This window comes from Succiniclasticum ruminis DSM 9236, from assembly GCF_900112895.1.
GTDB lineage: Bacteria > Bacillota > Negativicutes > Acidaminococcales > Acidaminococcaceae > Succiniclasticum > Succiniclasticum ruminis.
The window spans coordinates 1-12,378 of record NZ_FONL01000001.1 but is presented as its reverse complement, the minus strand read 5'-3'; the positions used below and the strand labels follow the sequence as shown (position 1 = coordinate 12,378).

9 protein-coding genes are annotated in these 12,378 nt (G+C 51.2%); 4 read left to right on the top strand and 5 right to left on the bottom strand.

Annotation, left to right across the window (positions count from 1 at the left end):
• The first annotated feature begins 29 nt into the window (after positions 1–29).
• The 4 genes from BM159_RS00045 (at position 30) to BM159_RS00030 (ending at position 6,340) form a co-directional block, all read left to right on the top strand.
• Positions 30–1,190, top strand: coding sequence for a S41 family peptidase (locus tag BM159_RS00045; protein WP_245763590.1), 1,161 nt, complete (start codon positions 30–32; stop codon positions 1,188–1,190).
• 208 nt (positions 1,191–1,398) lie between these two features.
• Complete coding sequence (locus tag BM159_RS00040) at positions 1,399–2,034, top strand: TetR/AcrR family transcriptional regulator (RefSeq protein ID WP_093912241.1); 636 nt, start codon at positions 1,399–1,401, stop codon at positions 2,032–2,034.
• Between the two features lie 119 nt (positions 2,035–2,153).
• Entirely contained in the window at positions 2,154–3,266 is a 1,113-nt protein-coding gene (locus tag BM159_RS00035) for an efflux RND transporter periplasmic adaptor subunit (protein WP_093912240.1), read from the top strand.
• A complete protein-coding gene (locus BM159_RS00030) occupies positions 3,263–6,340 on the top strand; it encodes an efflux RND transporter permease subunit (RefSeq protein WP_093912239.1) in 3,078 nt (1,025 codons plus the stop codon). The genes BM159_RS00035 and BM159_RS00030 overlap by 4 nt, the downstream gene beginning before the upstream one ends.
• A 72-nt stretch (positions 6,341–6,412) precedes the next feature.
• On the opposite strand, the gene glmM is transcribed toward BM159_RS00030, so the two are convergent.
• From glmM to BM159_RS00005, 5 genes are all read right to left on the bottom strand, one after another.
• On the bottom strand, positions 6,413–7,759 hold the full coding sequence (glmM, locus tag BM159_RS00025; protein ID WP_093912238.1) for a phosphoglucosamine mutase: 1,347 nt from the start codon (positions 7,757–7,759) through the stop codon (positions 6,413–6,415).
• 1 nt (position 7,760) lies between these two features.
• Entirely contained in the window at positions 7,761–8,423 is a 663-nt protein-coding gene (locus BM159_RS00020) for an acyltransferase (RefSeq protein ID WP_093912237.1), read from the bottom strand.
• 3 nt (positions 8,424–8,426) lie between these two features.
• Positions 8,427–9,230, bottom strand: coding sequence for a glucosamine-6-phosphate deaminase (gene nagB / locus BM159_RS00015; protein WP_093912236.1), 804 nt, complete (start codon positions 9,228–9,230; stop codon positions 8,427–8,429).
• Between the two features lie 425 nt (positions 9,231–9,655).
• Positions 9,656–10,549 carry a radical SAM protein gene (locus BM159_RS00010; RefSeq protein ID WP_177205828.1) on the bottom strand — a complete coding sequence of 298 codons (894 nt, stop codon included), beginning with the start codon at positions 10,547–10,549 and terminating at the stop codon, positions 9,656–9,658.
• 36 nt (positions 10,550–10,585) lie between these two features.
• Positions 10,586–12,378: autotransporter outer membrane beta-barrel domain-containing protein (locus BM159_RS00005; protein WP_143089364.1), on the bottom strand; the 1,793-nt coding region annotated here is incomplete at its 5' end.

The following is a 12,378-nucleotide window of genomic DNA, read 5'->3' as shown; positions in this document are numbered from 1 at the left end:
ATTTTGTAATTTGCAGTGGAGGGAATCAGGTGTTTAATAAAAAAGTCAGTATCTGGGTGATTCCTCTGGTAGTTATACTGACCGTATCAATGACGGTTATTGGTATGGCCTGGGGCCTGCAGAAGGTGACCCATAACGCGGAAGGGGCGTTGCAGTTCCTTTATACGCTGGGACGTATCCATTCCGGTTATGTAGGGGAGTATACAGATAAAAAACTGTTCGAAGGCGCCATGCACGGGCTGGTGGAAAGCCTGGACGATCCGTATTCCGAGTATCTGAATGAGGAGGGTTTTGCCCGTCTGAACGAGATGACGGACGGAACGTTCGGCGGTATTGGCGTAGTGCTGGGACAACGCAACAAGGAGTTCGTAGTGGTGTCTCCCATGGAAGGGTCTCCCGGGGCGAAAGCAGGCATTGAAGCCGGGGATAAGATTCTGAAGGTGAATGATGTAGATACGAAAGGACGCTCCCTTGAGGATGTGGTCAGTACCATCCGCGGTAAAAAGGGGACTAATGTCAAGTTGTTGCTGGAACACAAGAACGGAGAGCAGTTTACGGCCGATATTGTAAGGGACGATATAAAGATTAAATCGGTAGCGGGAAAAATGCTGCCGGATTCCAAAATCGGTTATATCCGTATCTCCATGTTCAACGAAAACACCGGCGAGGAATTTAAAAAAGCTTACGAAAAACTGGAACAGGAAGGCATGCAGGCGACTCTGCTGGATCTTCGGCACAATCCCGGGGGCCTGTTAGGGGAATGCGTTAAAGTAGCAAATTACATCGTACCTAATGGCCCGGTGGTTTCTATTACAGATAAAAAAGGAAAAACACAGGTCTACAAGTCCAAACTGGAAAAAGTAAAATATCCGCTGGCGGTTTTGATCGACCATGGCAGCGCCAGCGCTTCGGAAATCGTGTCCGGTGCGGTACAGGATACCAAAGCAGGAAAACTGTTTGGTGTGAAAACGTATGGAAAAGGCTGCGTGCAGTCGGTGTTCCATATCACGGCCGATACGGGGCTGAAGCTGACCACGGCCATGTATTATACGCCTTCCGGCCGGTCCATCCACAAAGTGGGCGTGGAACCCGATGTGGAAATCGAATTGCCGGAGAAGGCTGCCAATGACGTGCAATTGAAAAAGGCGGAAGAGTATTTGAAGGAAGAACTGGAAAAGAAAAGAAGTTAAGCAGTGGCAATAAAAAAATGTGTACCCAAGCTTTACGTAGTGAGCCGTAAAACAAGAAGCGCTGCAGTAAAATGTGTAAGATACATTTTACTGCAGCGCTTTATTATTGACCCTTGCGTGCAGTAAAATCTATGTTATAATAAATTAAACGTTTAATTAATTATATATTCTTCTTGACTATTATGAAAGGAAGATTGGGGAACCGGACATGAAGACAGTTGCATCGCAATCAGCCAAAGGCACTTCTGAAAAGATTTTGCAGGCCGCCAAATGGCTTTTTGCTCAATACGGCTACCACGGAGTTTCCGTTAAGAAAATAACCGAGGAGGCAGGTGCCAACAGCGCGTTGGTTTCATATCATTTCGGTGGCAAGGCTCAGTTGTACCGGAAGGTGTTGGAACAGCAGGCAGAAAAGCTGCTTCGCCTTGCGGAAATATTAAAAGAACCGGGGCAGACCCCGCTGGCCTGTATCCTGGCGTTTTTGGATGAGGTGAAGAATGTTTTCCTGAAGGAACCGGAGAGTATCCATGTCATTTATCGGGAGTTCCTGACACCAACAGCAGTAGGGAACGATATCGTCAGGCAACAGATGCTTGCTTTTTACGACAGGCTGACGGAGGCTTTCGACAGGGCAAAGGACAGTCAGTACGTAAAGGCAGAAACGGATAGTCGGCGCACGGCCTTCGTGCTTATCAGTATTTTTGCTTTTTATCTGGTGACCTACAGCTACGAAGCCATATCGGAATCAAAACGACTTCCTGGCGCAGATGATTCTGAAAAGCTGAGGTCTGTGTACCTTGATTACCTGAATACCATTTCAACGGGAAGAGAACAGTTGCAATAAAAATGATTTAATTGGCTGCTATCACCAGGAATATAAAGTTTGAATTAGATTGGAACAGATTGGTTGTAATATAATATAAAGAAAAGAAAGTTGTAACGGCAGATTGGAGAGAACAGGGCATGAATTTTTTAAGGGATATTAAACTGACAAAAAAACATTTTATTTTGCTTGGTATTGCTGTGATTGCTTTTGTGGGATGGCGGGTTGTTTCTGTACTGAAGCCGCCTGCAACAGAAAAAAGGACCGTTCCGGTGGTGCGCACCATGACCGTCGGGGAAACAGTTGCGGACGGTACAGCTACGTATCCGGGCGAAGTGCGGGGAAAGTATGAAAGCAATCTTGCCTTTCAGACAGGCGGCAAGATTGTGTCCCGGTCCGTTAATCTGGGAGATACGGTCCGCGCCGGGCAGGTGTTGATGGAGCTTGATCCCAAGGATGTACGGCAGAGCTATGATGCGGACCAGGCGGCCTATCAGGCGGCTCTTTCTAATTACAATTTGGCAAAAGAGAACTACGCCCGTTACAGCAAACTGTATGAGCAGAACGCTGTAAGCGCTATGGCACGGGATCAATACAAAACGCAGCTTGATGCGGCAGATGCGACACTGAAAAGCGCACGGGCTAAATGGAACGCCAGCCGGAATCAGATGGAATATACACAGCTGGTTTCCGACCATGACGGCACAGTAGCAGCCATTTCCGGTGAGATAGGCCAGGTAGTAGGCGCCGGCACGCCTGTGGTTACCATTGTGCGAGATGGCAGCCGTGAAATCCAGATTTATGTTCCGGAAAACAGGTTAGGTCAGATCCGTCCCAACCAGCCTGCCAAAATAACATTCTGGGCATTGAATGACAGCATGGCTTCCGGGCACATCAGCGAGATCGCGCCCATGGCGGATTCTGTGACCCGCACTTATAAAGTAAAAGTGGCCGTAGATACTATGCCGGAAGCGGTAAAACTGGGCATGACAGCCAAGGTGACATTGCAAAACGGTACAGAAAACGTGATAGCGATTCCTTCCGGTGCAGTATACCAGACTGGGGAACAGCCCCAGGTATGGGTAATCCGGAATAAAAAAGCAACACTGGTAAATGTAAAGACAGCAGGCTATGAGGGCAGCAACGTAATTATTGCCGGCGGTCTTGCCAATGGTGACGTTGTGGTGACGGGTGGCGTCAATAAGTTGGCGGAAGGGCAGGAAGTACGGCTGGAAGGCAGTGATACGAAATGAACACAAACTGGGCGGAATGGTCGATTAAACATAAGCAGGTTGTTTACTTTTTTTCCGTACTTATTGCCATTATGGGCATTTTTTCCTACCTGATACTGGGACGCCAGGAAGATCCGAATTTTACTGTCAAGCAGATGGTGGTATCCGCTGCCTGGCCTGGAGCTACTGCGAAGCAGATGGAGATGCAGGTTACCGATAAAATCGAAAAAATCATACAGACCGTGCCAGACGTGGACTATATTACCAGTTACTCGCGCCCCGGGACCTGTGTAGTCAACGTATACCTGAAGGACTCTGTTTCCCCGGAAACCACACGGCTGCGCTGGCAGGAAGTACGGAACCTGGTGAACGACGGCAGGCGCACACTGCCTTCCGATTTGTACGGGCCGTTTTTCAACGACCACTTTGATGACGTATTCGGGAACGTCTACGCAATCACCTCCGACAGCTTTTCCTATGAAGAGATGCGGAAGGTGGCCAGCCGGATCAAGGATCAGTTTGTGTTGGTGCCGGACGTAAAAAAAGTGGAACTGCTGGGGGTTCAGCCTGAAAAAATCTATATCCAGCTGGATAACGCCAAGCTGTCCCAGCTGGGCATGAGCGTGGATCAGCTCGCCGCGGTCATCCAGGCGGAAACATCCGTTGCCCCGGCGGCCATGAAGCACGATGATCAAAGCAACGTGTACCTGCGTCTTACAGGCATACCGGATACGGTAAAAAATATAGAAAATCTTCCCATCAGTGGCAACGGGCGCACCCTGCGGTTGGGCGACGTGGCGGCTGTAAAGCGTGATTACGCGGATCCGGCAGAACCGAAGATGTATTTTAACGGAAAGCCCGCGGTAGGAATTGCAATCTCCATGGTAGACGGAGGAAACAACTTAACGCTGGGAGAAAACCTGGATAAAAAATGCAGGGAGATCCGCAAAGGCCTGCCCCTTGGTTTTGAACTCAACCAGGTGCTCAATCAGCCCCAGGTGGTAAAAAATTCCATCAGTGAATTTATGGAAAGCCTGATCGAAGCTATCATGATCGTACTCGTGGTAAGTCTGATGACCCTGGGCCGGCAGAGCGGATATGTGATTTCCGCCTGCATACCGCTGGTGCTGATGTGCAGCATGGCTGGCATGTTCCTGCTGGGCATAGATTTACATAAGCTGTCCCTCGGCGCTCTGATTGTTTCTCTTGGGATGCTGGTGGATGATTCCGTGGTCGTGGTGGAAATGATTGAAACCAAGATCAATGAGGGATGGGATCGGATCAGGGCCTGCTCTTTTGCCTTTGAAAGTTGCGCCAGGCCGTTGCTGACCGGGACTATGATTACCTGCGTCAGCTTTATGCCCATTGCTTTTGCCAAATCTAATGTAGGGGAATATGCCGGCAGCCTGTTTGCCGTAATCACTGTTACCCTGATGAGCAGTTGGCTGGTATCGGCTACGGTAGCGCCTGCCCTGGCCCACGCCTGGCTTGTGCCACCCGATTTAAATAATGATAAAAAAAAGACGGGCGTAACAGAAGGGAACGAAAACAAAAGCCTGGAATACGAAAGCGGGTTTTACGGCGTGTTCAGGGAATTACTGGACTGGGCGCTCAAGCACCGCGTTGCCGTTCTTATCATTACGGTCTGCATTTTCTGTGGGTCGCTGCTGCTCAGTAAACTTCTGAAACGGGAGTTTTTCCCGGCATCTGTGCGGCCGGAACTGCTGGTGGAGCTGAACCTGCCCGAAGGCTCCAGCTTGCAGGCCAGTGACGAGGCGGCGAAAAAGCTGACGCAGCTGGTAATGAAAGAAAAAGGCGTAGCCAGTATTTCAACGTACGTTGGGAAAAGCAGTCCACGTTTTGTTTTGGTACTGGATCCGGTGCAACCCCGTGATAATTACGCCCAGCTGGTGGTAGTGGCCGAAGACCTGCAATCCCGGATGGCGCTGGAAAAGAAGATTAAAACTATGGTGGAAGAACAGCTTCCCAATGTGCAGAGTTATTCCCGATCTATTCCCCTTGGTCCGCCTACACCATACCCGGTCATGATTCGCGTCCGTGCATTAACAGATGCCCAGGCAAAAGAATATGCGGGGCAGCTGAAACAGATTATGCTGCAGAACAAGAATGTTACCATGGTGCGGTATGACTGGATGGAAAAAGCTCCTGCCGTGAAGGTGGAACTGGATGATGACAAGTTGCGGCAGATGGGACTGACACGCAAGACAGTAGCTTCCGCTCTGTATGCGGAAATCAGCGGTTACACCGTGAGTCAGTACTATGAAGGGGATCAGGCCATCGACATGGTCTTCCGTTTGGAACCCAGGAACCATGAGAATATCAGCGACCTGGGAGCTATGAGCATACCCACTGCCAGAGGCGCAGTGCAGCTGAACCAGGTGGCATATCTGAGTTATGAAAAAGAAGACGGCATGATCTGGCGGCGAAACTTGCTTCCTACCATTACGGTCAACGCCGGTATCATTGACGGCGTAACCGGAAACGACGTTGCGGAACAAATAATGGAACAGGCCAAAGAACTGCGGAAAAACCTGCCTGCGGGCGTCAGCATCGAGCTGGACGGTCCGTCGGAAAAGAGCGCCAATTCTCTACGCTCTATTTTGGGGCCGGTTCCCATAATGCTCGTCATCATGCTGGTGCTGTTGATGTTGATGCTGATGGACGTGAAAAAAGTTTTTGTGGTACTGTGTACTGCGCCACTGGGTATTATCGGTGTCTTCCTGGGGCTGTTCCTCTTTAATACACCCCTTGGCATAATGGCGGTGGTAGGGGCCCTGGCCCTAATCGGTACGGTCATCCGAAACGCTACTGTGCTGGTAGATCAGATCGACCAGCACCTGGCGGCCGGAATGCCTCCGCTGAAAGCTGTAAAAGAATCTGCGGTGGTGAGGTTTCGTCCCATTATGCTGACAGCCCTTACTACTGTTCTGGGGCTGATTCCCATGTTCCCCAGCGCCTTCTGGCGCGGACTTGCTATAGCCATTTCCAGCGGGCTTACCGTGGCTACGCTGATTACATTGATTGTTTTGCCCGTTGTTTACTGCATGGTGTTTAAGATAGGCAATGAGGAATAAGAAGATTTACAACATTTATAATTAAAAAGAGGCTGGACTTTTGTCCAGCCTCTATATTTTTGTAAGATTCCTTTACGCAATGTGTCCTTTGGCTTTAATAACTTCGATAACTTCATCCACGTATTTCTCGCAGACCTCATCGCTTTCCGCTTCCACCATGACGCGGATGACCGGTTCGGTACCGCTTTCCCGTACCAGGATGCGGCCGGTGTCTCCAAGAGCTTCTGCCACTTTGGCAACGGCTGCCTGTACGTCCGGATCGTTCTGGGCATCCGGTTTGCTCTTGACTTTTACATTCTTCAGTACCTGCGGATAGAACACAACAGGCGCTGCCAGTTCGCTCATGGGCTTTTCTTTGGCCAGCATAACTTCCATCAGCTTCAGGGAAGTGAGGATGCCGTCGCCGGTAGTGGCGTATTTGATGAAGATGGTGTGGCCGGACTGTTCGCCGCCGATGCGGTTGCCGGTATTTACCATGTTTTCATATACATATTTATCGCCGACTTTGGTCTTTTCGTATTCGATGCCCACCTTATCCAGTGCTTTGTACAGACCGAAGTTGGACATGATGGTTGTCACCACTTTGTTGTTCAGCAGCTTGCCCCGTTCTTTCATGTACAGGCCATAGATGTACAGGGTGTGGTCACCGGTGACTACGTTGCCTTTTTCATCCACGCACAGGCAGCGGTCTGCGTCGCCGTCGAAGGCAAAGCCGATGTCCAGCTTGTTATCCACTACGAACTTCTGCAGGTGTTCGATATGGGTGCTGCCGCAGTCCGTGTTGATGTTGCAGCCGTCCGGCTGGTTGTTGATCACATATACTTTGGCTCCCAGGGCGTCAAACACCGCTTTGGCAATCTGCCAGGCAGCGCCGTTGGCCACATCCAGGCCTACTTTCACATTTTTGAAGCTGAATTTGGACAGGGAAATCAGGTAACCGATGTAACGGTTGCGGCCTGCCACGTAATCCACCGTGCGGCCGATGGCGGCACGTTCCGCCATGGGAACTTCGAGCTTCCCGTCAATATAGTCTTCCACTTTCAGGATGGTTTCTTCGTCCATCTTTTCGCCGTTGCTGTTCAGCAGTTTGATGCCGTTATCATAGAACGGGTTGTGGGAGGCGGAAATCATGATACCGCAGTCAAAATCATCCACCCGGGTGATGTAAGCTACGGAGGGCGTAGTAGTCACATGCATGATGTAGGCATCCGCACCGGATGCTACCAGGCCCGTGCACAGGGCCGATTCAAACATGTAAGAACTGCGGCGGGTATCTTTACCGATAACGATTTTGGCCTTTTTGCCCAGTCTGGCGCCGTAGTACCAGCCCAGGAAACGGCCGATTTTTACCGCATGTTCAAAGGTCAGGTCTTTATTGGCTTCGCCGCGGAAGCCGTCTGTACCGAAATATTTACCCATGTTACATTTCCCCCTTATGGATGATTTCCCCGTTGTTCTTCCAGATGGAATCAGCAGGTACAACGCCTCTCACACAGGAGGTGGGATAGACATTGCTGTTCCGGCCGATGACCGTGCCCGGATTCATAACCGCATTGCAGCCAACTTCCACATGATCACCCAGCATGGCACCGAACTTTTTGATGCCGGTTTCAATCTGTTCCGTCCCGTTGTGGACGATAACAAGCTTTTTATCTGCCTTTACGTTACTGGTTATGCTGCCGGCGCCCATGTGGCTGTAATAGCCCAGGATGCTGTCGCCGACATAATTGTAATGGGGAGTCTGTACGTGATCAAATAAAATTACATTTTTCAATTCCACGGAGTTGCCCACTACGCAGTCCGCACCGACTAACGCGGTACCACGGATAAAAGCACCGTGACGGACTTCCGTGTTGGGCCCGATGATGCAGGGCGCGCCCAGGTAAGCGGTAGGGAAGACGGTTGCGGTTTTGTGCACCCAGACCTGGGGCTTTACCTCTTCATAATCAGCGCCCAGAGTGGGACCCAGCTTCAGGATCAGTTCCTTGATGCCTTTCAGGGCTTCCCAGGGATAGGTGAAGCCTTTCAGATAATCGGCAGCCAGGGTATGATCCAGATCATACAGATCGGTAATGGTATACATGAATTACAATCTCTCCTTCTTTTCGATATCCAGGAAATATTTGTAGGTATCTACAGTCAATTCGCCGCAGGCTGCTTCATCGCAGGCGATGATGGCGCCGTTGTGCATCTGCAGGGCGCTGCAGGTCCATTTGTGGGACATACTGCCTTCTACGGTAGCGGCCAGGGCTCTGGCTTTGTTATGGCCGTTGATCAGGATCAGCACCTCTTTGGAATCCGTAACGGTGCCAACACCGACAGACAGAGCCAGGGACGGAACCTTTTCCGGATCGTTGCCGAAGAAACGGGAGTTGACGATACGGGTGTCCGTGGTCAGATTCCGCAGACCGGTACGGGAAGCCAGGCTGGTGAAAGGCTCATTGAAAGCGATGTGACCGTCCACGCCGATGCCGCCCATGAACAGGTCGATACCGCCGTAGGAAGCAATCTTGGCTTCGTAATCCGCGCATTCTTTCACCGGGTCGGTGGTCATACCGTTGAGGATGTTGATGTTCTCCGGTTTCATGTCCACCAGGTGGTTAAAGAAATTGTCGTGCATGAAGTACCAGTAAGACTGGTCATGTTCGTGGGGCAGGCCCAGATATTCGTCCATGTTGAAAGTCACCACATTGGCAAAGCTCAGCTCTCCGGCCTTGTTCATGCGGGCCAGTTCCCTGTACACGCCGATGGGGGAAGAACCGGTGGGCAGACCCAGTACAAACGGGCGGTCCTTTTCGGGACCGGCGTTGTGTTCTTTGATGCGTTTTGCGATATAGTTAGCGGCCCAGAGGCACATTTTTTCATAATTATCCTGAATAACGACTCTCATTATTTCATTCTCCTTTTGTCCTTTTACGGTTTAATAATTTAGTAACTTCTGTCAGTGATGAGGGAACCTCTGTTACGGTTTTGATTCCGCTTTTTGCTTTCCCTTTCACGACGCACTGTACGCCGTGGCAGCATCCGCCGAGTCTTTCGACAACTGCCATTCCTCGTCACCCGTTCAGGGCCTGGCGCTATAGAATCTCCTGCTTATCCTCCCCGGTCAGAGATTCCATTTACTGTTAAGGAACCTGGTCAGGCAATGATTCTGTCAGAAACACTGCAATGGTTCCAAAACTATATGTTGAATGGTAACATACAAACCACTACTAATTATAGTAAGAAATCGCAATGTAGTCAATGAAAAATCACTGTTTTTACAAACATTTCAAAACTTTCCGAAGGTACTCTCTGAAGCGAAAAACCGGAGCATTACACTCCGGTTCCGTCAAAACAGGGGATAAACTCGCCGCAGGCAGAGTCTTCTTCCTGCACGAAGCCGTCTTCAATGCCACTGGCAAAGAGATAATCTTCCACTTCTTTGTACTCTTCCATAGTAACCTTGCGGTTTAACTCCGGGTATTCTGACGCACGGCCGCAGGGTATATACTGGTGCATGAGGCTGAACATCACATCTCCGGGTTTAAAGGTCTGAGCCACCCAGTCAATGACGCGTTTCGTGTTGTCCATAAAACCCGGCAATACCAGGTGGCGGATTATTACGCCGCTCTGCATGATGCCGTCTGCGTCCAGTTTGTAGGGGCCGGCCTGCCGGAACATTTCCAGAATGGCTTTCCGGGTGATGTTCCAGTAATCGTATGCGTTGCTGTATTTCAGTGCCAGCATATCGTCGCTGTACTTCAGGTCCGGCAGCCAGATCTGTATCTTTCCTTCGAATTTCAGCAGCGTGTCCGTAGCTTCAAAACCACTGGTATTGTATACCACGGGAACCGGCAGCTTTTCTTCCAGGCTTTGCAGGATGGAATAAGCGAAATGTGTAGGGGTGACCAGATCAATGTTGTGTACGCCCTTGGCAATCAGTTCGTGATAGATTTCTTTCAGTCGTGCCACGGAGATTTCTTTCCCCTTGTTAAGGCAACTGATCTCGTAATTCTGGCAATAACAACAGTGCAGATTGCAACCGGTGAAGAACACGGTACCGGCTCCCCGCGTACCGCTGAGACAGGGCTCTTCCCACATATGGACACCGGCCCGGGAAACAACAGGCAGGATTCCCACGCCGCAGCAGCCGAACATGCCGTCGGTATCGTTGATGCTGACAGGACGGTCAACTCCGCAGCGGTGAGGGCAAACGTAACATAACATAATGGATGACTTCCTTTCCTTTTAAACGACTCATTATCAGAACGTATAGGCCACGGTCACGTTGCCGCCGAAGCCCTGGTGTTTACCGCCGTATCCGTAGATAGCAATATCTGCTTTCCAGGGGTTGTCCTTCGTGGCGTCCATACGCAGGCCGATCTCACCCCGGACGCTGCCGCCTTTCACGCTGGCCGCGCGGATTGCCGCGCTGTTGCCTCCGGTACTTACCGTGCCTTCCGATTTGCCGTCGAACTCGTATTCAAACGCCAGTCCGCTGTACCAGTTCCACCTCTTTACCGTAGTACCGTAGCGGGCACCAATACGCAATAGGCTGCTGGATACGCTGTCCAGGTCATAATGATCCGCGCCTGCGTCAAAGCTTACGCCCTCCCGTCTTGTATAGAAATACTTCCCGTACACGTCCAGACGTCTGCCGTTTCTGTAATTGGTCACCAGACCAATTCCTACATGGGCACCGAAATAATTGGCATGTACATCATAGCCGTATCTGTTGTCTGCCACGTCGTGCAGGATATCGGAAGCGGTGTCGCTCATGCGCCCCAGACGGAAGCTGGCCTCGGTGTACACATTGTGTTTATTCGTCCACCTGGCCAGGAGACCGCCGCCTGCGTAATGGCCGTCGCCATCCCCCCGGCCCGCATCGCTGTGGAGGGTGTAACTGCCTTTGCCGTATTCCCCGAAGATGCCATATTCCAGACTGCCTTTCTTTGTCTCATTATTCCGGCCTACTGCTACTGCCGCGTTCCAACTGCGGGTATTCACATGGCTTCCTGTCTTGTAACGGGAAGATTCGCCGCCCACGGAGGCCGCGGTGGATGTGCCGTCCGTACCCGCGTTGGCCGCCTGGCCCAGCCCGTCCATTACGTTGCCCAGGTGTTCAGTACCCGCAACCAATGTTGCCATACCCGCTTCCATAGCCATTACGGCGTTGTGGGTCTCATCAGAAATTTTGGCTCCTCTCTTCGTCTTAAAGATCAGGTCGTCTCCGGAGATCTCTGCCGAACCTTCGCCTACAAATCCTGTACCTATCTTGTACGTAGTGCCGGTGACGGTTCCCACGCTGTCGCCGAAATCAGCAACCAGCGTCATCTTTTTGTCTGCTTCCAGCGAGGTAACGCCGGTAAAGCTGATTTTCGAAGTATCCACGTCCGCCCCTGCGAAGGTGATGTTGGCCGGACGGGTCAGCAACGGTTTGCTTTCATCCCACGCCACGCTGCCAAAGGTCAGTTTCGATGCCCGGTTCGCCGAAGGCGTGTAGGTCACCATGCCCTTGCTGGTGGTAAGACTGCCGGTGATGCTCGCGTCAATCGTCACGCCGGAAAGCGGTGCGAAACTGTAAGCCGTCTCTTTTGTCAGCGCCGCCATCTCTTTCAGCGTTGCATTCGCCTTCAGCAGCGTCATGGATTCTCCTGCCGTTACCGTTTCCGGCGCGGCATAGGTAACGTTAAAGCCATCTGTGCCTAACGCCGTTACCGGTGCATAATTATACTCCGCGCCGCTGCGGTCCAGCAGTACAGCGTCCTTCACAAAGTCCGCCTTACCAAAGGTGACGGTATTCACATCTTTCGTACTCACGGCGTAGATGATATGCTTCTTTTCGGAATTCAGGGTCACGCCTTTACTCTGGGTTCCTGCTACCGTCACGCTTTGCGCCGTATCCTGTTCCGTAAACGGCGTTGTCTTGTATGCGTTAGCCCCGTTGATGGCTGCGCCGGCAAAGAAATGGTCCGTATCGCTTTGGAGGATATCGATATGTTTTCCGGGATTCACCGTGGGAACGGTCATGCCATCCGTCTCAATGGTCGCCGTAA

Excerpts from the sequence above, each read along its gene's own strand:
- BM159_RS00030 (WP_093912239.1), top strand. The coding sequence starts at position 3,263 with ATGAACACAAACTGGGCGGAATGGTCGATTAAACATAAGCAGGTTGTT.
- glmM (WP_093912238.1), bottom strand. The coding sequence starts at position 7,759 with ATGGGTAAATATTTCGGTACAGACGGCTTCCGCGGCGAAGCCAATAAA.
- BM159_RS00020 (WP_093912237.1), bottom strand. The coding sequence starts at position 8,423 with ATGTATACCATTACCGATCTGTATGATCTGGATCATACCCTGGCTGCC.
- nagB (WP_093912236.1), bottom strand. The coding sequence starts at position 9,230 with ATGAGAGTCGTTATTCAGGATAATTATGAAAAAATGTGCCTCTGGGCC.
- BM159_RS00035 (WP_093912240.1), top strand. The coding sequence starts at position 2,154 with ATGAATTTTTTAAGGGATATTAAACTGACAAAAAAACATTTTATTTTG.
- BM159_RS00010 (WP_177205828.1), bottom strand. The coding sequence starts at position 10,549 with ATGTTATGTTACGTTTGCCCTCACCGCTGCGGAGTTGACCGTCCTGTC.
- BM159_RS00040 (WP_093912241.1), top strand. The coding sequence starts at position 1,399 with ATGAAGACAGTTGCATCGCAATCAGCCAAAGGCACTTCTGAAAAGATT.